A 22,344-nucleotide genomic window follows, 5' to 3' on the forward strand; every position below is an offset into this window, starting at 1 on the left:
AATGAAAACAAAACATGTAAAACACAAATGGCGCCTGATATTTGTATTTATCAGTGGGTTAACTTTAGCCTCAGGCTGTACAAAAGACTGGCTCGATATTAAATCTGATAAACGCCAGGCTGTTCCGGAAACAAACGAGGATCTTCAGGCCATCCTAGATGACATAAGTGTGATCAATAACCAAACCTCAAACCCGTTGGCAATGGGTGAAATAGCAGCCGATGGTCATTATTACACTGACCAAACCTTTCAGGAATGGGGCAATGTTAGTTTTGAATACCAAAACATCTATAGCTGGTCAAGCATTTATAGATTTGAGAATATTGCCTATGACGGCGGTGGATATAGCCAAGCTTATCAGGCGATCGCTAATTGTAATGTTGTATTGGGAAGTAAAGCTGGTAAAAATGAGATAAAGGAATTTACGCATGTGAATGCACAAGCATTGTTTCATAGGGGCAGGATATACTACAATTTGGCTCAGACATTGATAAAACCATACTCAAAGCAGACCGCCAATACAGATCCCGGCTTAGCTTTGATGGTAACCAACGATGTAACTGTCAGCACTAAAAGATCTACCATAGAACAAACATATGATCTTATCATATCGGACATTACCCGGTCAATAGATGGGTTACCCGCTATGCCGCTTTATCTCTCCCGGGCTTCAAAAATTGCTGCCTTTGGGATGCTGGCCAGAATATATTTGAACATGAACGATTACGATAATGCTTATTTCTATGCAAACGAATATCTGAAGTTAAGCCCAGAATTGCTTGATTATAATTCATTATCTACGACGGCCAATTTCATAGGTATAAATAAAGAAATGAAGTTTGTACAACTTTCCTCAAATAATAATCTTCGCAACCGATATTTGGTGGAACATGACTTATATAACAGCTTCGATAACGACGATTTAAGAAAGGCAGTTTTTTTTAATACATCTTCTGGCGCCGTTCAATTCAAAGGTAAATACTCACATAGCGCTTCTTTCAATTTTTTTGGTATAGCCACTGATGAAATCTATTTAATTCGTGCCGAGTGTTTAGCCAGAAAAGGCGATTTAAGCAAGGCGATGAAAGATTTAAATGACCTTTTACGTTCAAGGTGGGCGAAAAATCCCGATGGCAGTAGTAAATATGTAGATCAGACTGCAAATGACGAATTGACTGCTTTACACCTCATTTTAAAGGAACGCAGAAAAGAATTGATTTTAAGAGGTATTCGCTGGAGCGACTTACGCCGTTTAAATCAAGACCCACGATTTGCAGTGACGTTGAAACGAACAATTTTAGGTAAAGAGTATACATTAGCGCCAAATAGTGACCGATATACTTTCCCTTTTCCGAAGGAAGTGATTGAACGTTCCGAAATAACTCAAAACCCTGGCTGGTAATAACGGAAATTAAAAAACACATATTATGAAAAGAATAAATTTAATAGCAACATCATTATTGCTGGTTGGCTACCTGTGCACTTATGCACAAAAGGAAACGCCTAAATTAACAGCTGATGAATACTGGAAAGGCATGCCTATGGCGCCAGAGATTCACCTCTTGCCTTATCCTTTTATCACCAAGGATTCTATAGCCGGTGTAGCAATGGTGAACGAAACCGAAAGGAAGATGAAAGACCGGTACGACGAACGTAATTACATAATGTGGGAATCATACGCACGATATTACAGGGAATACGGGCAGGCATTTTGGGAGGAATTTCCCAATGACCCAAGGAAATACCAATGGTTTAGAGTTACTTCAATGACACCACCCGGCTATTTCGCAGATATGTTAAGATTTACAAAATTGAAAGCCCAAGATATAAATGGTGGTGTAGTTAACATAGATACTATTGCACGGGAAAAATGGAGAATAGCTTACAATACCTACAGGCAAGAGTATTTAAATTCCCCAATGGTAGACGAGCAGGATAAGAAGGATTTTTTAAAGTATGAATTGAGGGTTGCATTTCTCAATGCAACTTGGAGAGCTTCTGAATCAGAAAAGTTTGATTTTACTTCATGGCTCGAGCGCGCTACCGCCTTTATCAAAATATATAACGCCAAGGATAACATACCAGAAATATTGAGACAAGCAAACTGGTTTTTTACTAAAAAGGAAGATTATGGATTTAAGGAAGATGACCTTAAAAAGATGATCGATTTATTTGAGAAGACCAATATTCCTGTCTTTCAAAGTTTTGCACAAAGCAAAAGATTGACGATGAAACTTCAGAAAATTCCATTGCAAATTAAAGAGAAAACATTTGATGGATTGGAATTCGACTTGAAAAATTATCGTGGCAAACTAGTTCTGGTCGATTTTTGGTCATTAGGATGTTCCACCTGTATAAAAAAAATGCCTGAAATTAAAAAGGTGTATGACCAGTACAAAGACAGGGGCTTTGAAGTAGTGTCCGCATGTTTTATCACAGGAAAAAATAGCCAAGGTGAAGAGATTTACAAGAACGAGAAAAGTCAAATCAAGGATGTTTATCAACGTATTGGTGCTGACTGGCCAATGATTTATCTTGAAAAACCAGCCGAAAAAAGACATCATATTATAAGAGAAACTTATGGCTTTCTAGGAGTTCCACAGTTAATGCTTTTAGACGAGGAAGGCAAATTAATTCACCACAACAATGAAATGATGACAGAAGGTGGCCTGGAGCGGTTGGTAAAGAAACATTTAGAGAAAAAAACAAGATAACGATGAGAAATTACATTTTATTAATTGCCTTTATTTTGTTATCTATAAATACCAAAGGGCAAAATAGTCAGGAATTTATCGTAGCCGGACGGCTGAAGGGAATGCCCGATCTAACCAAACTGTACCTCACCACTCAGGAAGGAGATACTGTTGCAAGGACATTGTCAAACCAAGACAAATTTACGTTCAAAGGCCGTCTTCCATTGAACGGCAGGTTTCATTTTATAAAGCTAGATACCATGATTACAAATGTGACATCTAAACCGTTATTCTTAGAATGGGATAAACAAATATCAGTTCTTGGAACTATAGGTGAGAAAGCAGCGGTTGTAAAAGGTTCAACAGCACAAACAGAATATGAAGATTACCTTAAAACCATTTCTGGTATAGAGAGTAATGAAAAAAAACAAGCTGCCATTAAAGACTGGTTAGCATCTCACCGGCATTCATTGGTTGCGCCATGGTTCATCAGGATCAATAAGATCAATAAAGTTCCTGGCATGTCTGAAGCTTACGAGGCGTTAGCTCCTAATGTAAAAATTAGTTATTATGGTGTAGAGGCAAAAAAGGTGTTTATGAGAACCCAGATTACGCAGGGAAGTGACTTGCCAGACTTTTCTATTACGGATGTTCAGAATAAAGATATGAGTATCAAAGAGATCATATCTAAAAATAAAATTACTTTAATTGACTTTTGGGCCAGCTGGTGTGGTCCATGTCGTGCATCAGTACCTGAACTTAAAAAGTTATATACAACTTTTAAAGATAAAGGATTCCATATAGTAGGGGTTTCTACTGATCAGAATAAAAATTCATGGAAAAAGGCAATGTCAGAAGATGGAGTCCCTTGGCTTCAGGGGCTTGAAATCTCTAAGGCTAGTAAAGAACTATTTGACATCAGGGCCATTCCTGCTTACATCTTAGTTGATGGTAAAGGGAAAATGCTCGTTTTTGATTGTCCTTCATCTAGTATAGCAAATTTCGGCGGCAGTTTGCATGGCGAGGACCTGTTTAAAAAAATTGAAGAATTGCTAAAAAAAGACATCTAATTATGAGGATTAAAATAGCGCGCATAGTTAAAACAATATTGATGCTATTGTTGTATGCAATAATGGATGTAAATGCTGTTGAATTACAAAAATTTAAAATTGAGGGCGTAGTAATTGGGCTAAAATCGGGCAGTAAGTTATGTTTAATAATTAAGAAGTTCGGAAAAATAGATACTGTAGCCACAGCTGTGTCGCAGGATGGAGCGTTTAAATTCCAGAATATTAATCTCCCCTTTTATCCTGATTTTTATATACTTAGTATACGAACAGAATTTGTAGAAAACCTTGAATTGTTTTTGGACAAAGCCGGGGACGTTAAGATTAACGGCACATTGAAAGACTGGCCGAGAGTAAAGGTAAGCGGATCTAAAACGCATGAAGACTTTACTAAAGCAGAAAAGATTCGTAAACGGGTTTGGGATGAAGACTTTGCTGTTAAACATCCAGATAGGACTTCAAGTTTGGATACTATACTTAATTATAGTATTAAGGGTATACAACAGGTGGTAGATCAACTACTAATTTCAGATTATATTCCTGCTATGCTTGCCAGATGGACGTTTACTTCTGAAAATAGAAGCGTACCTTTTCAAGTTAGAAAAACTTATTATGAAGCACTATCGCAGAAACAGAAAAATAGTTTTTACGGTGTCCATTTGAGTAAACAGATTGCGAATTGGGAAAAAAATGTGAAGTGGATTAGTCTTTTGTATGCCGAAGTTAAAGAACTAAAGAGCATTTCAAAAGATGAAGTAGAAAATCAATTGGCTGAACGGCTAAATACAAAAATTCAGCTAACAGCCCTACAGCCAACTATTAAAAAAATGAACACTGCTGATTTGCAACATAAAGTTGAGGCATCAACAGTGATTCTTAACCTGGCATTTATTGATGACGGCATTACAAAACCCAGCTCGGCTACAGCTTATGTGGTTGATGAAAGTGGTATCTGCATTACAGGATATCACGTTGGCAAGGAATACACCAAGAGTATGTACACCTCCTTGTCGGTTACAACAGCTTCCGGGAAAACTTATCCGGTAACTGAAATCTTATCCTGTTCAGAAAGTGATGATCTGATGATTTTTAAGGTAGACGTTAAAGGGGAAAGGTTGTCGGCATTGCCGTTGGGCAATAAGGCAGAAAAAGGGAACTCTGTGTTTGTAATTGGACATTCGGCCGGAAATTATTATCAATTCACCTATGGCAAGGTCTCAGAACTGTTGGTCTCAAACCTGGCAGGCAAATCTTGCAACATTATGGGAATTACAGCCGATTTCAATATTGGTGGAAGCGGAGGGCCGATAGTTGACGAATATGGGAACGTGGTAGGCACAGTTTCTCGGATTAATGGTGGAATGAAGGTAGGAATACCAGTAAACGAGTTGAAGAAATTAATTGAGTTTAAGAAATAAAGAAACTAATAAGGATTTTGGCGTTGTAATGCTGGTTATAACCATTATAGAGCATATAGCTGAAAAAGCTAGGTACAAAAACCAAAATATCTGGTACCGTAGAATTTATGGTGTGTGATGAAAGCCAATATCCTCCGCTAATTAACCGACACAAAAAAGAGTAATTATTTACCCGCTTTTTAAGCGGTTCTGGGGCAAGCCACGTTTAAAATGAAAAATATAAACAAGTTATGGACACCATTAACACTTAAAAAATCCTCAATTAATGTTCTCCATGATTGGTTGCGAAGGAATGTTGTCCGGGGAAGTTTCAGGTAGTGTTCTGCTTCTCCGGCTTCTTAAAAATCAAATAAACTATGAATGAAAAACAAGAAAAAATAACCCAAGCCATTGATGCCCTGATCAGCAATATCGGCCATGAAGGCATTTATGCCGAAAGCTTCATGATCCTGCTAAACATTAGCCGCCCTAAAGCAGAGCGACTCATGATGGAGTTGCACGAGAGGAAAAAGCTGGAATTGAAATGGGTACCAGGTGATTATTATAACAACAAATAAATGGAACAGGAAATAGATTACGAGTCGCTTTTTCAAATGGCCAAGCTGGAAACAGAAAACCTGCAAAGGCAAGTTGACCATTGGGAGCTGAAAGCTGGCATGCTGCGCCAGCTTGTTGAACAGCAGGAAAGATTGGCTGCAGAGGTTGAGGTTAAAGTAGAGTTGCTGAGATCCGGGGCTATAGATCTGAAAAAATTGAGTTTATGAAAGATAAAATAGCCATTCTCCTCACTCTCCGGAATCTTTTGCCGCTACGCTAAAATGGCAAAAGTTCCAATGTTCGCCGGAGAAGGCGATTTTATACCTAATTAAAAAAGTATGGAAGAAATAAAATTCATGAAACTAACCATTGGTGAAAAGATTGCCCTGCTGCGCAGGGAGAAGGGAAAAACACAGGATGATCTGGCCAGGCATCTAGATGTATCGTTGCCAAAATACATCAGCATGGAAGATGATTTTCTCTACCCCAGTGATTTGCAGATAGCCAAGATTGGGGAATTGTATGGGATGAGTTATGACCAGGTTATAAGCTATGGGGAAGATTGAATTTTAACGCGCTCGGTTAGTTAAAGTTACCGGGAGCTTAGTCTACTCCCGGTTTTTTGAATTGCAGACAAAGCAAAATTTTGAGATAAAAGGCGAAACAGGAAGAATTGATCTCTTGAAATTTCATTTTTCTCAAAAAATTGACAATCGAACCAAAGAGTTGAACCTTAAAATGACAGTAAACCAGATATAAACCTTTTAAAAAACAGAGAAAAACAACATGACTTAACGCTGCTCATCTACACCTATTGAAAAACTACCTGCAATTTCAGGGCTTCCCTGCCGCTTAAAGGCGGAAGGAAAAGCTCCCTGATCTGGATGGAACCCCTATGCCCAAAACCTGGGTTTTTATTAACGCAAAACACTCATCATTAACCAATTAAATATAAAATTTCTGCTTAACGAAAAACTGGAAGCTGCGTTTTCGCTCTAGCTTAGCACCATCCATTTAAACCAAAATATAAACCACATGAACAACACAACGCTTGACCTGGCTGCGGCCAGCTTTAAAGACTTCGAGAACCCCCAGGGCATGAATATGTATGAAAAGGCCAGCCTGTTTCATGATTATATACGTAACTGGAAAAGCCGCGGCCACTGGAACTTTCGCCAGGTAGGCCTTAGCGGGGCCTTGCCCGAAGTAGAGCTGGACCTGCCGGGCAACCCCAACCTAACCTTTGTATCTGTAGTAAGCAACGACTACTTAGGGCTAAGCCAGCACCCCGCCGTGAAAGCGGCCGCCATTACCGCTACGGATCGTTACGGTGTGGGTGCTACGGCCAGCCCCGCCATAGGCGGGCAAATGGAATTCCATAGGGTTGTAGAAGAAAAGATTGCCCGCTTTTTTAGGCGTGATGCGGCCATATTGTTTACCACCGGCTATACCGCCAACAGTGCCAGTATGCAGGCACTATTGAAAAAGGAAGATTTGGCCATTGCCGATGCCGCAGTGCATGCCAGCATGATTGAAGGGATAAAATATACCACCAATGTGAAGACTTTTTTGCACAACAATATGGAGCACCTGGAAAGGATTTTGAAAACGAACGCCGGTAAATACCGGAGCATGATGGTAATTGTAGATGGGGTGTACAGCCAGCCTGCAGACCTATGCCCTTTAGCCGATGTGGTATCGCTTTGCAAAAAGTATGGGGCTTTTTTGGCTATGGATGATGCCCACGGTGTTGGGGTAATTGGTGAAACCGGCCGTGGGGTAATAGAGCTGCACAATGCCTGGAACGATGTAGACATCATCACCGGAACTTTTAGCAAAACCCTTGGGCATTTGGGTGGGTACCTGATAGCTAAACCGCACCTGGTGCAGTACCTGCAGTTCCAGGCCGCCCAGCATATATTTTCGGTAGCAGCCCCTCCTTCCATAGCCTGCGTTACCAGGGCCATAGATGTAATAGATGAAGAGCCCTGGCGCAAGGAGCGGCTTTGGAAAAACATCCATTACCTGAAAGCGGGGCTGGCCCGGTTGGGGCTGGATACCGGCAAAAGTGCCAGCGCCATCATTCCGGTAATGACCGGCAGCCCTGGCCTGAATGCAGAGATCTGCAGGCTATTGCTGGAAGCTGGGGTTTATGCCAACCAGATTGCCTACCCTGCCGTAAGCCTGAAACAGGCCCGCATCCGCATGAGCCTAACGGCATTGCACAGCTTTGAGGACCTGGACCGCATACTGAATGCCTGGGAATGGGTAAAAACGAAAATGAACATCAAAAATTTTGAATAGTAGTACATGGCCAAAAACAAGAGAAATAAAGTATTAACCGAAGCCGATTTCATTAACGAAACGGTAGCAGAAATTGTAAGCAATGGTTTTAAGAATTTTTCGGGTGCCAGGGTTGCCGGGCGTATTGGCAGGCACAGCAGCAGGATCAACGATTTGTTTGGTGGGGTGAAAGGTTTGCTGAAAGCCGCCATTACCACACGCGACCATTGGAAGCAGCTTTTTGACAAGTACCGCATTCCGAAAAGGGCCAGCGAATGGCTTACCAAAGAATTGTTCATTAACATGATGTCCGAAAACTTAACCGCATTTAAACAAAACAAGGAAATGCAAAGCATGGTACTTGGGCAGATGACGGTATACCATGAGGCCCTGCGGGAAGTGCTGGACTACAGGGAAGCAGAGGCTGCAAAGATGCTGGAACGTGCAACGCCTTATTTTGAAGGTAGCGAGGTTTGTTTTGACATGATCATGGCCCTGATGCTGTATGCCAGCTATGGCTTAGTGCTGCACTCGGAGGCTATAAAAGGGACAGCAGCCAGGGTAGACATTAACCGGGAAGAAGATATGCTGAAAGCCAAACGCACCATGAGTTATTTGATAGAACTGGCCTGGGAAGACGCAGGCAAGAAACGTAAAACTGCAAAACGTATAGAGAAATTATGAAGACGAGTGTTTTTTACCGGTGGTTTGTAGAGCTGATTTGCTGGGCATTTTTTATCCTGTATGTATATGCTGCGGCAAGCAAGCTGATGGCCTATGACAAGTTTGTGGTGCAGATTGGGCAAAGTGTTATGCTAACACCTTATGCCGGTGTGTTGGTTTGGCTGGTGCCTTTTATTGAGCTTGTGCTGGCGGTGATGGTTCAGTTTAACAGGTTTCGGTTGTGGGGTTTATATGGTTCGTTTGGGTTGATGGTGATGTTTACCGGTTATATAGTTATCGTACTTCATTTTATGGAAGATGTACCGTGTTCCTGTGGTGGGATACTGGAACGGTTGGGATGGGAGGCGCATCTGGTGTTTAACATTTCTTTTATGATCCTGGGAATTATAGGGATCGTTTTACAAGATATTCTTTGGCCAATTGGATCGGGACGACGCTGAAAATCCCGTAATAAACAGAGTAGGCATAAATCTCAATTTTAAAATAATGAAAAGAGTAATTTTTAGTGTTCTTGTTGCAATAGTTGTAACTACAGGAGCTTTTGCAACCATTAGCGCACCGGCTGTAAAACAAGCCGAAAATGTGTATACGTATTACCTGGATGGAGAGTGTGACAAACCCGTGTATTGCTCGCCGGAGTACGCCGGTCCGGTGTGCAGCCAGGAATTTCAAGGAAGAGTGGTATACGACTCAGAGGGTTGTTTTGCCGGACATGAAGTAACAACTATTCTTGGTAGAAAACCACTGAATTAATCTTTTCAGGGAGGCTCCTCGCCTCCCTGATTTAACGCATCATGATATGAAAACTTTATACAAAATATTACTGGTTGTGGCACTGGGTGTCGGCCTTGTTACCATACTCTACGCAATGCGGGATAAACCTGTTAAAAATGGCTTTAACCGCGGCCAGATCTATTCTGCCCAAAAACTGGATGCGCTGGAACTGAAATCCAATTCCTGGTACATTAACCGGCTGGATAGTACCCGGATTGTGCTGAGTAATTACAAAGCTGTGCTGGCCATGTTTAGTTGCAGGTACGACCTTCAGGATTCATTGTACCAGAAAATACCCTACGACGAGGAACCCAAAAAGTTTTTTGAAATAATACGGCAAATTGTGGTAAAGAAAATAGAGCCCAGCGGTAACAGCTTTAGTGCTGACGGCTTTATGAACATTAACGACCATAAAGAAAGGATCATATACACCTATTATTACCGCAACAGCTTTGCCTGTTTGGATGTTAACCTGAAGGTGTTGTACCGGGCAAAAATGATTGATACCAATTCTGTTGCTAAAATAAAGCTTGGAGAATACCAGAGCGGCGAACAGCACATCCGTACCATGGCAGCGCCTGCAAAGGCGGTAAATAAACGGGGATACAGTGCAGAAGATTGGTTTTACAACCATTCGGCCCTGGCTGCGGATAATGAGGCTTCCTCCGTTTTTGAAAAGCAGGAAGTGCTGGATGTGTACCGGCTGGATAATGGCAAGTACAGCCACAGTATTTACCTGCCGAAATATCCCGGCAGGAAATTGACAGATATTGCAGTGCATGGCAATGTGCTGATTGCGCTTTATGAAAAGGTTCTGGTTACTTACCTGTTGCCTGCTCTCAAAAGTGAATGATGACGATATACATATCCGTTTAGGTACCCTGCTGGAACAACAGCAGGAACTATTGACATTAACAAGGGCAATTCATACCAAATTGCCCTTGATTAATTTAGCGCCGGCAGAAGAAGAGGTATGGCTTACCCGCAAAACTGTAATGGAACTGCTTTACATCACCAGGAGTACCTTTTTTAGAAGAAAGAACCAGGAAAACTGGACAAGGAAAAAGATCGGTAAGAGCTGGTATTATTTGAAGTCATCGGTTTTGGGAGGTCCCCGGTAAAACCGGCAATATCATTATGGGAAGTGCCTTTGTCTTTTAATTCAATATTTTGTAAAACCATACTGAATTTTTCAAAAATAAACACTAAAATTAATTATTAGTTTATTTAAGTTGTTTTAATTAAATTTGGGATATGAACAAAGAACAGTATCCTTATTTGATAAACCCCAATAAGATCAGTTTCGAATTTGTAAGTCGCGGTCCCAAGGGTGACATAAGAAAACAAGTCCGTTATACAGCTCGCGACCCCGGGGATTTCATATTCAATCTGGGATTTGGCGATTTAAATGAATTAAACGATCAATTAGATGATTTTACAATTTCCAATAATGGAGATAGAGACAAAGTATTGGCAACGGTGGCAGCAACCCTACTAGAGTTCACAACCCAATTTCCACAAGCATTTGTTTACGCTCAGGGAAGTACCGCAACGAGAACAAGACTTTATCAAATGGCCATTACACAGAATTTAGAGGAAATTGAAAAAAGACTCTACATCCACGGTTTAAAAAATGGCACCTGGAGTAAATTTGTAGTTGGTGTTAACTATGAGGCATTTATGGTTCTGAGTAAGTAATAATTAATTATATTTGTATGAATAGATTTACAATGGAAAACAAGGACGCTAAAATTTATTTAGGAAATTATAGAGGCAAAATTAGTACTAAGGTCAAAGACCATCCTAATGACCTTTACCTGAGTAGAAAAGCTGAAGAGGCTTGGAAAACTTTAGAAAAGGTAGGACTACCTGAAGAACTTCTAAAGATCCGTACCGAACGTATGAAGAAATAAAAGCACTAAGCACCTTTTTTAGAAGAAAAACCCAGGAAAACTGGACCAGGAAAAAGATCGGCAAAGGCTGGTATTATTTGAAGTCATCGGTTTTGGGGAGTTGATGATTTTTTCGGAGCAAAGCGAAGATCTCTGCATCAACAAAAACTCCCTTTTCAAAAAAATAATCACGCAAAATACCTTCAGCGCTGAAATGTACTTTTTCCAGCAGTTTTCGGGATGATACGTTTGCAGGGTCGATAAAGGCTTCAACGCGGTTTAAATTAAACTGCTCAAAACCAAAGGGAACAATCGTTGAGATGGCTTCTGTCATTAAACCTTTTCGCCAATAATCCGGATGCAGTTCATAACCAATTTCGCCACGGAAATGTTCAGCCGAAAAGTTGTGAAAACCACAGGTGCCAATTAAGGCCGAAGGGTTATCCCGCAAACAAATGGCCCATCGGATGGTATTTCCCCGCTCATAGCGCTCTGCCCAATCTTTGATCAGTTGATGGGCTTCTTCTATGGTGTTAAAAGTAGGAAGGTCGAAATATTCGGTTACCTCATCTTTTGAAAAATAAGAAAACAAAGCATCCGCATCGGTTGCTTGTATTTGTCGCAGATGCAGCCGCGCGGTGTTTAAAACCGGAAACTTATCAAAATTCATAGTGTTGTTGCTAAAAACGCTAATTCTATTATTACCTAGTGGCATACTGTCTTCAAGCTTCTGCCCGATATAATTCAGGCTTCAAAACATTTTCCTGCTTAAATTTCAGGGACTCATTGAAGGAAAAATCGATATTTTTAAAATACTAACTTAAAATTATCCGATATTTTTAAGTTAGTATTTTAAAAATATCGGAAAACAGATCATTTTCTATTAACGGTATAGTTAACTGAGTGCAATTATTCTAAATAGAATAATAGTAATAATTTAGATATCTTTGTGTTATGCAAACTGCTGTTCAAAATAAGCGTACATTAATCTCTTTACTTAAGGCCAATGGCCAGAAGTTGAGATCGTATGGGGTAGCTAACCTGAGCATATTTGGTTCCTTTATCAAGGGCAAGCCAACCGCAGACAGTGATGTTGATCTGTTAATTGATTTTGACCCAGGCAAAAAAAGCTATGACAACTTTATGGATTTGTCTTTCTTTTTAGAAGATTTGCTAGGCAGAAAAGTTGAAGTGGTAACGCCTCAATCCTTAAGCAAATACATTGGCCCGCATATTTTAAAAGAAGCAGAACATGTTGCCATCTAGCATTGAACTGGTTAAGCATATTCTAGACGAAGTATCTTTTATACTTGCCTCCGTTAAAGGTAAAGACAAAGAATCCGTAATTTATGATCCAGTATTATCCCGCGCTATTATCAGAAGCCTTGAAATTGTTGGAGAAGCAAGTACTAAACTAGATGCAGAATTTAAAGCCGCCTACCCTCACATTGAATGGCGCAAAATGGCCAATACCCGGCATCGCTTAATACACGACTATTTTGGAGTGGATTATGATATTGTTTGGGATATCATAACCACAAAATTGCCCGATCTGGAAACGGATATTCAATCTATTATTTCTACACATCAGTAGAAATAAGCACTGCCAAATGATCAATATTGATTTGCTTAAATCTTTTCCTTCCAGAGAAAGAACGTTTATAAAAAATGACCTTTTTTACAAACGAAACTTTTATGCTTTACTATGCTACCAGTTGCCGGAAAGGTTTTGGGAATGCCCGGGACTGCCAGCTTCTTTTTTAATGGTTAAGGCAATGTCTTCGACTTGGCGAACAGATCCACTGCCCAATTCGACCATTTTGTTGACATCAACAAAATGATCTGAAACCACGTTATCGCCATTTTTGCAGGCTTCCTTTGCCTTGTCAATCACCTTCACAAAATTTCTCCATTCCTTATACTGGAATATTTCCTGAAGCTCTCTTCCACTCCAGCATTCAATGTCTTCAATTTTAAACGCGGCAGACTCAAATTTTTCAAATAACTGTTTGATTTCTTCTGTTTTCATTTTTTTATGTTTTAAGTTTCTGCGCTTAAGGATGCCGGCACTTTGGCCGGACACCCTTCAAATCACACCTATTGTGAATCTAGACATGTGAAAAATAACAGCCACAAAAACCACTAATTATTTTTTTCAAGGGTGTCAAACAGTTCCAAAAATTGCCGAAAGAGTCTCAATCAGTTCCAAAAGCGTTCACCCTATAGGAGGTTAATATTCATATAGTTACGTTTGTTCCGTCTACTTGCAAGAATGACCAATTAACAAGATTTATTAATTTAAAACCTATTAAAATGGGAATTCAACATTGGGGAGCCTTCGGAGGCTTCCAGGGGCGCGCAGGAGCGCTTGTAGGGAGATGGAAAGACGGGAAGAACATCATCTCGGCCATCCCCCATCCATCACAAACGCCAGCAACGGTGGCGCAGGTAAATCAGCGGGCAAAATTTGGTATGCTGGTTGGCTTTTTACGCCGGATGACCGGCCTGATCCGCGTAGGTTTCCAGAATGCACGCGATTTAGGGCAAACTGCTTTTAATGCCGCATTCCAGGAAAACTACTACAGTGCCATTACCGGCGTAGCACCAAACTTTACGATCAATTACCCGGGGCTGATGTACAGCAAAGGGATATTAAGCGGGGCTTACAATGCCACGGTTTTGATAGACACCGCGGCTACCGTAAAACTAAGCTGGACAGCACAGCTGGCTACAGGAATAGGCTCAGCAATGGATATGGCTACGGTTGTGGCCTACAATCCGGTAAAAGGGCAGTTTGTAATGCTGGCTAATGCTGCTGCACGCGCTGCACTTGCCTATAACCTGGCTGTACCGCCAGATTTCGCAGGCGATGACGTTCACGTCTGGATCAGCATGGTGCGTGCTGATGGTAAAATGACCAGTGACTCGCAGTATATTGGCGAGTTTACTATTCTTTAATTAATGTGGGTGCTGTGCCGCTGGCGCAGCACCCTGATTTAATCATTTAAATTATTGGAAATTATGAAAGAGCTGTTATTAAGCAGGGCTGGCTATGCCCTGAATTTATTAAATGAAATTAAAAAAGAACACCGGTTGATGCTGGTATTGTTGCTGTTGTGGGGTTTGGTTACCCATTGGTTTAGCAGCCCTGAGTTTAGCGCTGGCATTAACCAAAGTGTACCGATTATGATTGTGATTGCGCTCATTACCTTTTTGATTTTGCTGTACCTGTGTTACTGGCTGCTGGAAAGGTTTTGGCAAAGAACAGGATTACCAGGTATTGAAATTATGGTTTTACAGTTTAAAAAGTTAAATGGATGGGTACAATTAGGATTTTATTGGTTGTGTTTTGCCTTGTTGATTTTGGCGGGACTAGGATGTTTGGTCGTGGTGTTGTAAGTTATGGGACAGGAAAATATGAGGTTGCAGCAGGGCGAAGCGCCCCTCGCAAAGACGCAAGACGGCTTATCGAAATCGCAAAAGCCGAAATCGGTGTTAGGGAACTTACTGAAAATAGTAGCCCGAGAATTGACGAATATTGTGCTTACCTGGGGCTTAGAAAAGTTGCTTGGTGTGCGTGCTGGCTCTCGTGGTGCTTCAAAGAGGCAGGGTTTGTCCAGCCACGAACGGCCTGGTGCCCGGCCCTCTTTCCCACAGCAAGAGTAGTAAAGGAGCCTTTGCCTGGGATGGTTATGGGGATTTACTTTCCGGAGAAAGGCCGCATCGCACATTGTGGGATTGTAGAGGCTATAAAAGGAAGTTTTATTGTGTGTTTGGAAGGGAATACCAATGTGGCGGGAAGCCGCGAGGGGGACAGGGTAATGCGCAAACTGAGGCATAGAAGGACGATAGCGAAATTTTCAGATTGGTTGTAACGCAATGGGAATCATTAGACAAGGCATATTTGATGGTTTTGAAGGGAAAACGGGGCCATTGGTTGGGCGGTATATCCACAAAAGGCACGTAATTTCGGGCCTGCCGCATAAAAGCACCAAAGCCCCTACCCTTGCCCAAATACTGCATCAGCAAAAATTTGCTTTGGTGGTATCGTTTTTCAGCAAAATGCAGGAGATGCTGGCCATTGGATTTCCAAAACAGCATCCCAACAGCTTAAATGCTGCAGTGCGGTATAATTTTAAACATGTAATTGAGGGAAACAGTCCGCCGTACAGTATCAATTATAGCAAAGTGATTTATAGCCTTGGCAAATTAAGCAAACCAAATTTGCCCGCTGTAACAAGGAACGGAAACACTTTGCTGTTCAGTTGGCTGCCCGAGGCACAAAACCGGTTTAACAGGTATACAGATCAGGCTTGCTTTATGGTTTATAGCGCCTCAAGGCAATTGGCAATAACAAGGGTAAGTGTTGCTAACAGAGCTGATCTGGGTTATTCAATGGAACTACCGGAAGGTTTCGGAGAGGACGAGCTGCATTGTTATATGAGTTTCAGGGCTGGCAAAGAGGTTAGTGACAGTATTTATTTAAATCTTTAAAACAATGGGAAAAATAACAAACGGGATTTTAGGGCCAATTAGCGGCAAAATAGGCAACCTGGTGTATTACAATGTAAATGGTAAACAGTTGGTCCGCAAACTAGGGAAAATAACCAGGCCCCCTACACCTGCGCAGTTGCAGAACAGAAAGGAAATGAAAACGGTGATGCAGTTTTTAAGTCCCCTTACTGAATTTTTAAATGCTGGCTTTATACCCAGCTACAAGGAAAGGCATAAAACTGCATTTAGCATGGCCGTAGCTTACAACAAGAAAAATGCGGTTACCGGCACTAACCCTGATATAGGTATAGCCTATGAAAAGGTACGATTAAGTGAAGGAAACTTAGAGGAGGCTATAGCCCCAACGGCAGAAATGGCCGAAGAAGGTTTAAAGTTTAGCTGGCTTTGCCCTGCCGATCTGGACTGGCCTGCAAATACAGACAGGGTAATGCTGCTGGCTTACTTTCCCAATCTGAAAACTGCAGTGTATTTAACTTCTGCTGCGCAAAGGCAGCAGCTTACAGAAACGCTAAAACTGGCTGAAAACCTGCGGGCCGAATACATGGAAATATATATTTCTTTTGTTGCCGAAAACAGGAAAAGCGCCGCGAACAGCACTTATCTGGGGAGTTTTAATGAAGTTTGAAGTTCTCAAGAAAACAAAAATTGCAGGCTTAGTGGCCTGCAATTTTTGTTTAAATCAATTAGAAAGCCGGATCGGCAGGTGTATTCGGGTTGTTGTCCCTTTCTACAAAAGGATAAGGGAAGAAATTCCGTTTCCTGTCTGTATTTGGCTGTCCAAACCTGCGCATATCTTCCAGTTTTAAGCCCGAAAGATATAATTCTATACAGCGGTGCTTGTAAATCAAAGGCAGGATATTGGCAGGGGCTAATGGTCCAATTTCCGGAGGCAAGCCAGCACCAACGCCAAAAGGATCGGCAGCAGGTTGTTTGGTAACTACTTTGTTTAGCTCTATCAATGCATTAACAGGATCTGGTACGGCCTGACGGGCATACACTTCGGCTTTGATCAGCATAATTTCCCCTGGCAGGTAAACCGGAATGGGAGTTGCTGTAGCCACACCAAAACCTGCCATAGTAGCACCGGTCCCGGTAGTATAAAAAGGTACCCGTTTATCTGCTGCATCTGGTATATTACTACCTGTTAAGCCCAGATTGGCATTGGTAGGCTGATATACATTATTGGTAGAGGTAATGATCTCATACAACGGGTTCAGCGTATTGGAATCAAAGTTAAAGAACGATCGCTTGGTCAGATCTACGCTATTTGCCGCAGCCAGTGCCAAAGGATAATCTCCCTTAAAAAGCGCATACCTGGCCTTAATGGCATACAGGGTATTTGTGATATCTATACCGGAAGGGACGTTTGGACTAAAACTGCTGCTGATTGGCGTTGCAGCTACAACAGCCAGCGCATTGTCTATCACTGCTATGGCTTTGGTAAAACCTTCTACCCGGGTAATAAAACTCACATTCTGCCCAATTCCTGAAGGGACTTTTTCCCAGTATTGCGACATATTACCGATAGCCATTGCCTTAAAGATACTGGCGTAGGCGATTAAACCAGATGCATAGCCTTTATCGGGTAGGTTGGCGGCATTGTTGATCACATTGTCTGCATCAAAAACAATTTTGTTTGAAGCGGCCCATAAATTGCCCAATATGGTATTGGTACCATCTACACTATTACCACCCGTAGAGAGCTGCAGCTCTGGGATATTCCCTGAATTCAGCAATCGGATTTCATTGGTTACAAAACCATTTGCGGTAACAGAATTGTAATACACCCCTGCCCTGCTGGCAACAGCTCCTACAATGTATAACCGCTGCAGGCCAACAGCAACCCCTGTTAAACCCCGTTGCGAGCTTAGTACCTCGTCTGATAATGCCGCATTAGGATCTTTATATTCCTTCTTACAGGATGAAAATGCCAATAGCACAAACACCACTGCACTGATTTTAAGTAGGTAAAATCTATTTATATAATTTTTCATGTCCTATCTTTTTGAAATTAAAACTTAACCTGTACACCTAAACTGAAACTGCGTGGAATAGGGACCGAACCAAAATCGATATTCCGTAAAACGGTCGACTGCCCGCCTGAATTCAGCTCAGGATCGTATCCTTTATAGTTATCCCATGAAATCAGGTTTCTTCCGCTCAGGTTCACCGTAAGGTCGTTGATAAATTTCACCTTACCCACATTGTAGCTTAACGATACTTCCCTCAGTTTTACAAAAGATCCGTCATCTATCCGCCACTCTTCTGTAGCATATACACCTGCTACATAGCCACGTGGCAAAAGGCCCATTTGCTCCTGCTCTGCTACCTTACCGTTGCCCACGCCCTGACGCGTACGCCAGTCGGCATTCCACACATCTCCTCCCTGAACAGCATCCAGCTGTATATGCAGGCTTAATTTCTTGTAAGAAAAATCGTTCACAAAAGATGCAGTATAATCGGGATTGGGATTACCAACAACTTTACGCAGGGTAGTACCTGTAGGCAAGCCATCAGCTCCACGTTGCGGGGTATAACTTGTGGCACTATTCTGTATTCCCCGTTCCAGCTGAGGAATACCTGCTGCATTGGTAAGCAGGCTGCCGTCCGGATCACGTGCAAAAAAAGTTCCATAGAAAACACCTATAGGTTCGCCATCAATGATGGCAACCGGGGCTCCCGCGTTTGTGGTGATTAACCTTAAACCGCCTACTCCTACCGCCTTGTTTCTGTTGCGGTTAAAAATGAAGGTTGCATTCCATTTAAAATCTTTTGAAGCTACAGGCATACCTGTCAGCATCAATTCTATGCCCCTGTTTTCCAATGACCCATTGTTGTTCAGGTAACTGGAGTAACCTGTTGTTGGCGCACTTACCACCGGCAACAGCAGGTCTTTCACCTTTTTATTGTACCAGTTGAACGTTAATCCCAGACGGTTGTTAAAGAAAGACATATCTGTACCGATTTCCAGTTCGCGCTGGCGTTCGGGCTTTACATTTTCATTGGCCAGGGTAGTATTGGATAAAAACGCGATCTTTTGCACCAGCGGATTTGAAGAATAAACATTAAACCTGTCGTACGCTCCAATACCTGTTAAGTTACCCGATTCTCCATAGGCCGCACGCACTTTAAAAGCATTCCACCACTCCGACAGCGATGAACCTTTCCAGTATTCGGCAGAAGAAGGTACATAACTGATGTTCCCTTTCAGGTATTCCTGCGTGCGGTTTTTTTCGCTGAACACCGATGATTGATCTACCCTTAACGCAACGGTGGCAAACAAATGATCACGATATTTAAAATTCTGTTGTATATAGGCCCCGCTAATGGTGAACTCCGACCTCCTGTCTGCATTAGGCAATACCGTGCTTGCGCCGTTTACCGTCTGGATAAAAGGGGCGAGACCACGTCCGTTCAATAAAGAGTAGAGGTCTTTCTGGTATTGAAAAGATCCCCCCAGCTGAGTCGTCGACAGCAGATCGTCGCTCATTCTGGTATCATAGGTAAGGTTCAGCTCATTGTTAAACAAGGTTGTTGTGGCATTGGCAGCACTGGCATACCCATTTAAAGAAGCATCGAGCCCCGCACCCCCGCCATAAAAAGCGGTGCTTACGTTGTAGGCAAAAGGCGGGATCATGGTGGTACCGTTCTGAATGGTGTTATCCACGCCCATGGTATAATCAACCGTTAAGTTTTTAACCGGGTTAAGGGTAAGCTTGGTATTGGCAATAATCCGGTTGGTAAACTGCCTTTGTTTGATGTCTTCTATAACAGAAACCGGATTAACCCTACCCCGCTCGCCTACGGCTTTGAGGTTACCAAATACGTCTCGCGCAAAGATATCATGGAAGTTACCTATAATGGTTACCGAATTCATGGGCGAGAAGAAAGAGTTGCCATCTGGTTTTTCATTTGCATCACTGTGGATGTAATTAAATCCCGCGCTTACTTTGGCCCAGTCGCTGATCTTCTGATCGAGGTTTGCCCTGAAATTATACCGTTTAAAATTGGTGTTTTTGATGATCCCTTCATTGGAGAAATAGCCCGCCGAGGTATAGAACTTGGTATTGTCACTACCCCCTGCTACAGAAATGGTATTGTCTGTACCAACTGCCGACTGGAAAATATAGTCCTGATAGTTATACCTGGTTACGGGAACTGTGGTGGTAAGGAGGGCTGCCGGGGTACCTGTTGTCTGGATCACATCCTGGGTAAAGGCCTCTGGCGATTGGTTTGGAAGGCCAAATTTGACCGGCGAGCGGTTTACACCAACCTGTTTGCGCAGTTCACTTAGGGTTAAGCTGCTGGAAAAGCTTACTACCGGTTTTCCGCTTACCCCTCTTTTGGTAAAAATCTGTACCACTCCGGAGTTTGCCCTTGAACCATAGATGGCCGCAGCCGCAGCTCCGTTCAATACCTCTATCCGTTCAATATCATTGGGGTTGATGTCAACCATCCTGTTCTGGCCAATGCTGCCTACAAAATTTCCGTTCTGCCCTACGGCACTTCCCGAGTTGTTTCCTCCATCGTAATTTGAAGAGGTATTGGTTACACGTGTAGTGGAATTGTTTACGATTACCCCATCAATGATGTAAAGAGGCTCGGAAGAAGAGTTTACGGAACTGACACCCCTGAGCCTTACAGACATACCACCGGCCGGATCACCGGAGTTCTGGCTGATCTGTGCGCCGGGTGCTTTACCCTGTAAGGAAGACAATACGTTCCCGCTTGGGGCCTTCACCAGGTCATCGCCCTTAACGGAGGTAACGTAACTACCCATTTGCTTACGGGTAGTTCCCTGCGAGGTACCGGTTACGATGACCTCATCGAGCCCGATGTTATCGGCCGACAGCTCTCCGTTTACTGTAACCTGGGCACTGGTGCCCAGCTGAACGGTTTTGGTTTGTGACTTATACCCAATGGAAGAGAATACAACCTGGTAACTGCCGGGAGCCAGATCGGCCGAAAGGCTGAACTTACCCTCGCCATTGGTGGCCATAGCGGCACTTGTATTCTGTATTTTAACCACTACCCCTGGAATTCCGGTCCCCGAACTAGCTTCGGTTACTTTTCCGGAAATGGTGTAGCGTTTGTTTTGTGCATTTACGTTTTGAATAAAAACCAGCACAAGAATAGGTACCCAGAAAATCAGCCTGATTTTGCGGCACCTCTGTTTGTAGAGTTTTTTCATACATTTATTTGGTTTATTTGAGGTAATACACCTTATACCAACATAATGTTTTACAAAACTCCAAATATTTGACTTTTTTCTGACTATTCTGGCAAACAAACTTTGCCCATGGTTACCGAAGGCACGCCCTCCCTATCACCAAAATTAGTTTTGTTGCCCACCATGGTTTCATTGGCCAGTATGGCAAACAATACTGCTTCCTTGGCATCGGGATTAATTTCCAGATCGTCGGTAGAGAAAAAGCTTGCATTTTTAAGGACTTCCTTTAGCCTGTTTAAAAGCAGCGGATTGTGCATGCCGCCCCCGCTCACAAAAATTGAAGGCGTGCGGTCTTTCCCGAAGCATTTTTCAATGGCATTGATGATCACATCTGCCGAAAAACGGCAAAGTGTAGCCATAACATCTTCCTTGCTGATGTTTTGCGTTCCGGAATTTTGCTGGGCTTCTGCTAAATATTCAAGATTAAAAAGCTCTGGTCCGGTGGTTTTCGGGAAACCGGCCTTTAGAAATTCCGACCGCATCAGTTCTGTTAAAAGGGCATCGTTTACCCTTCCTGCGGTAGCAATGCGCGCATCCTCATCAAAATACAAGCCTTGATAATGCCTTTGCACAAACTGGTCCATCAGGGTATTTCCGGGCCCTACATCGGTAGAAAACACCTTGGCGGCATCATTATCGCCCGGCAAATAGGTAAAATTGGCTATGCCGCCAATGTTGAGCATAATGCGGTCTTCGCCTGTTTTAGAGAAGAGCAGGTAATCGCCATATACAGCCAGAGGGGCTCCTTCGCCACCCGCAGCAATGTGTTTCTGCCTGAAATCGGCAATGGTAATGATGCCCGTTTTAACCGCAATATGGTCCCCATCGCCAATCTGTAAGGTAGCATTGGGGTAATCTTTAAGCCCATGCAGCGATTGCGGCGCATGAAATATGGTTTGGCCATGACTGGCGATGACATCTACGTCTTCAGGTTTAAGTCCCCAAGAGGCTATGGCTTCCAGTATCATACCAGCATGCACCAGGCCCACCTTTTCGTTCATGAGGCAAACCATCTGAAGGTCGGCATCCCTGCGCGAAAAAATGGCCTTTATTTCTGCCTTAAATTCATTGGTATAAGAAACTGTTTTGAATTGGATCAGCCTTACCCTGGTTTGCGTGCCACTGCCCGACATGGCACATAAGGCGATATCGAGGCCATCCATAGAGGTGCCAGACATCAGTCCGATGATCATCCGTTCGGGTTTCTGAATGATCTGAAAGAATTTTTCCCAGTTTGCGTTCATGAGTATA

27 protein-coding genes are annotated in these 22,344 nt (G+C 42.5%); 22 read left to right on the plus strand and 5 right to left on the minus strand.

What is annotated here, in order from left to right; translation table 11 throughout:
• The first annotated feature begins 1 nt into the window (after position 1).
• The 15 genes from ABIE26_RS13985 (at position 2) to ABIE26_RS14055 (ending at position 11,369) form a co-directional block, all read left to right on the plus strand.
• Positions 2-1,402, plus strand: a complete 1,401-nt coding sequence (locus tag ABIE26_RS13985; protein WP_310142013.1) for a RagB/SusD family nutrient uptake outer membrane protein — start codon at positions 2-4, stop codon at positions 1,400-1,402.
• 25 nt (positions 1,403-1,427) lie between these two features.
• Complete coding sequence (locus ABIE26_RS13990) at positions 1,428-2,714, plus strand: TlpA family protein disulfide reductase (RefSeq protein ID WP_310142011.1); 1,287 nt, start codon at positions 1,428-1,430, stop codon at positions 2,712-2,714.
• Between the two features lie 2 nt (positions 2,715-2,716).
• Positions 2,717-3,763 (plus strand): TlpA disulfide reductase family protein, encoded by a 1,047-nt coding sequence (locus ABIE26_RS13995; RefSeq protein ID WP_310142010.1) that lies wholly within the window; start codon positions 2,717-2,719, stop codon positions 3,761-3,763.
• A 2-nt stretch (positions 3,764-3,765) separates the two neighbouring features.
• Complete coding sequence (locus tag ABIE26_RS14000) at positions 3,766-5,178, plus strand: trypsin-like peptidase domain-containing protein (protein WP_310142009.1); 1,413 nt, start codon at positions 3,766-3,768, stop codon at positions 5,176-5,178.
• Positions 5,179-5,534: 356 nt separating this feature from the next.
• Positions 5,535-5,735: a hypothetical protein gene (locus ABIE26_RS14005; protein WP_310142007.1), complete on the plus strand. Its 201-nt coding sequence runs from the start codon at positions 5,535-5,537 to the stop codon at positions 5,733-5,735.
• Positions 5,736-5,942, plus strand: coding sequence for a hypothetical protein (locus ABIE26_RS14010; protein WP_310142006.1), 207 nt, complete (start codon positions 5,736-5,738; stop codon positions 5,940-5,942).
• 111 nt (positions 5,943-6,053) lie between these two features.
• Positions 6,054-6,281: a helix-turn-helix transcriptional regulator gene (locus tag ABIE26_RS14015; protein ID WP_310142005.1), complete on the plus strand. Its 228-nt coding sequence runs from the start codon at positions 6,054-6,056 to the stop codon at positions 6,279-6,281.
• 469 nt (positions 6,282-6,750) lie between these two features.
• The gene (locus tag ABIE26_RS14020) at positions 6,751-8,019 is read left to right on the plus strand and encodes an aminotransferase class I/II-fold pyridoxal phosphate-dependent enzyme (RefSeq protein ID WP_310142003.1); all 1,269 of its coding nucleotides are present in this window, start codon (positions 6,751-6,753) and stop codon (positions 8,017-8,019) included.
• A 6-nt stretch (positions 8,020-8,025) separates the two neighbouring features.
• Positions 8,026-8,682, plus strand: a complete 657-nt coding sequence (locus tag ABIE26_RS14025; RefSeq protein WP_310142001.1) for a hypothetical protein — start codon at positions 8,026-8,028, stop codon at positions 8,680-8,682.
• Positions 8,679-9,122: a MauE/DoxX family redox-associated membrane protein gene (locus tag ABIE26_RS14030; protein WP_310141999.1), complete on the plus strand. Its 444-nt coding sequence runs from the start codon at positions 8,679-8,681 to the stop codon at positions 9,120-9,122. The genes ABIE26_RS14025 and ABIE26_RS14030 overlap by 4 nt, the downstream gene beginning before the upstream one ends.
• A gap of 46 nt (positions 9,123-9,168) precedes the next feature.
• A complete protein-coding gene (locus ABIE26_RS14035) occupies positions 9,169-9,435 on the plus strand; it encodes a hypothetical protein (RefSeq protein WP_310141997.1) in 267 nt (88 codons plus the stop codon).
• Positions 9,436-9,481: 46 nt separating this feature from the next.
• The gene (locus ABIE26_RS14040; protein WP_310141995.1) at positions 9,482-10,309 is read left to right on the plus strand and encodes a hypothetical protein; all 828 of its coding nucleotides are present in this window, start codon (positions 9,482-9,484) and stop codon (positions 10,307-10,309) included.
• Positions 10,302-10,577: a hypothetical protein gene (locus ABIE26_RS14045; RefSeq protein ID WP_354375834.1), complete on the plus strand. Its 276-nt coding sequence runs from the start codon at positions 10,302-10,304 to the stop codon at positions 10,575-10,577. Before ABIE26_RS14040 ends, ABIE26_RS14045 begins: the two co-directional genes overlap by 8 nt.
• Before the next feature lie 133 nt (positions 10,578-10,710).
• Positions 10,711-11,154 (plus strand): DUF6934 family protein, encoded by a 444-nt coding sequence (locus ABIE26_RS14050; RefSeq protein ID WP_310141991.1) that lies wholly within the window; start codon positions 10,711-10,713, stop codon positions 11,152-11,154.
• 17 nt (positions 11,155-11,171) lie between these two features.
• Positions 11,172-11,369, plus strand: a complete 198-nt coding sequence (locus ABIE26_RS14055; RefSeq protein ID WP_310141990.1) for a hypothetical protein — start codon at positions 11,172-11,174, stop codon at positions 11,367-11,369.
• A 73-nt stretch (positions 11,370-11,442) separates the two neighbouring features.
• On the opposite strand, the gene ABIE26_RS14060 is transcribed toward ABIE26_RS14055, so the two are convergent.
• On the minus strand, positions 11,443-12,018 hold the full coding sequence (locus ABIE26_RS14060) for a GNAT family N-acetyltransferase (RefSeq protein ID WP_310141989.1): 576 nt from the start codon (positions 12,016-12,018) through the stop codon (positions 11,443-11,445).
• A gap of 284 nt (positions 12,019-12,302) precedes the next feature.
• On the opposite strand from ABIE26_RS14060, the gene ABIE26_RS14065 reads away from it, so the two are divergent.
• Together ABIE26_RS14065 and ABIE26_RS14070 are read left to right on the plus strand one after the other, a co-directional pair.
• Positions 12,303-12,614: a nucleotidyltransferase family protein gene (locus ABIE26_RS14065; protein WP_310141988.1), complete on the plus strand. Its 312-nt coding sequence runs from the start codon at positions 12,303-12,305 to the stop codon at positions 12,612-12,614.
• A complete protein-coding gene (locus ABIE26_RS14070) occupies positions 12,601-12,942 on the plus strand; it encodes a HepT-like ribonuclease domain-containing protein (protein ID WP_310141986.1) in 342 nt (113 codons plus the stop codon). Before ABIE26_RS14065 ends, ABIE26_RS14070 begins: the two co-directional genes overlap by 14 nt.
• Positions 12,943-13,056: 114 nt before the next feature.
• On the opposite strand, the gene ABIE26_RS14075 is transcribed toward ABIE26_RS14070, so the two are convergent.
• Positions 13,057-13,377, minus strand: a complete 321-nt coding sequence (locus tag ABIE26_RS14075) for a hypothetical protein (RefSeq protein WP_310141985.1) — start codon at positions 13,375-13,377, stop codon at positions 13,057-13,059.
• 284 nt (positions 13,378-13,661) lie between these two features.
• Here ABIE26_RS14075 and ABIE26_RS14080 point away from each other — a divergent pair, with 284 nt between their 5' ends.
• The 5 genes from ABIE26_RS14080 to ABIE26_RS14100 all read left to right on the plus strand — a co-directional run bounded on the left by ABIE26_RS14080 (position 13,662) and on the right by ABIE26_RS14100 (position 16,488).
• Complete coding sequence (locus ABIE26_RS14080) at positions 13,662-14,306, plus strand: DUF6266 family protein (protein ID WP_310141983.1); 645 nt, start codon at positions 13,662-13,664, stop codon at positions 14,304-14,306.
• Between the two features lie 63 nt (positions 14,307-14,369).
• Positions 14,370-14,747 carry a hypothetical protein gene (locus tag ABIE26_RS14085; protein ID WP_310141980.1) on the plus strand — a complete coding sequence of 126 codons (378 nt, stop codon included), beginning with the start codon at positions 14,370-14,372 and terminating at the stop codon, positions 14,745-14,747.
• A gap of 293 nt (positions 14,748-15,040) precedes the next feature.
• On the plus strand, positions 15,041-15,223 hold the full coding sequence (locus ABIE26_RS14090; protein ID WP_310141977.1) for a hypothetical protein: 183 nt from the start codon (positions 15,041-15,043) through the stop codon (positions 15,221-15,223).
• Between the two features lie 4 nt (positions 15,224-15,227).
• Positions 15,228-15,842 (plus strand): DUF6266 family protein, encoded by a 615-nt coding sequence (locus tag ABIE26_RS14095; protein ID WP_310141975.1) that lies wholly within the window; start codon positions 15,228-15,230, stop codon positions 15,840-15,842.
• Between the two features lie 4 nt (positions 15,843-15,846).
• Positions 15,847-16,488 carry a DUF6266 family protein gene (locus ABIE26_RS14100; protein ID WP_310141972.1) on the plus strand — a complete coding sequence of 214 codons (642 nt, stop codon included), beginning with the start codon at positions 15,847-15,849 and terminating at the stop codon, positions 16,486-16,488.
• 58 nt (positions 16,489-16,546) lie between these two features.
• Here ABIE26_RS14100 and ABIE26_RS14105 read toward each other — a convergent pair whose 3' ends face one another.
• The 3 genes from ABIE26_RS14105 to ABIE26_RS14115 form a co-directional block, all read right to left on the minus strand.
• A complete protein-coding gene (locus tag ABIE26_RS14105) occupies positions 16,547-17,857 on the minus strand; it encodes a RagB/SusD family nutrient uptake outer membrane protein (protein WP_310141970.1) in 1,311 nt (436 codons plus the stop codon).
• Positions 17,858-17,874: 17 nt separating this feature from the next.
• Entirely contained in the window at positions 17,875-21,054 is a 3,180-nt protein-coding gene (locus ABIE26_RS14110) for a SusC/RagA family TonB-linked outer membrane protein (RefSeq protein WP_310141968.1), read from the minus strand.
• A gap of 83 nt (positions 21,055-21,137) precedes the next feature.
• A complete protein-coding gene (locus tag ABIE26_RS14115) occupies positions 21,138-22,337 on the minus strand; it encodes an anhydro-N-acetylmuramic acid kinase (RefSeq protein ID WP_310141967.1) in 1,200 nt (399 codons plus the stop codon).
• Positions 22,338-22,344 lie beyond the last annotated feature (7 nt).

The organism is Pedobacter africanus (assembly GCF_040548825.1).
GTDB lineage: Bacteria > Bacteroidota > Bacteroidia > Sphingobacteriales > Sphingobacteriaceae > Pedobacter > Pedobacter africanus_A.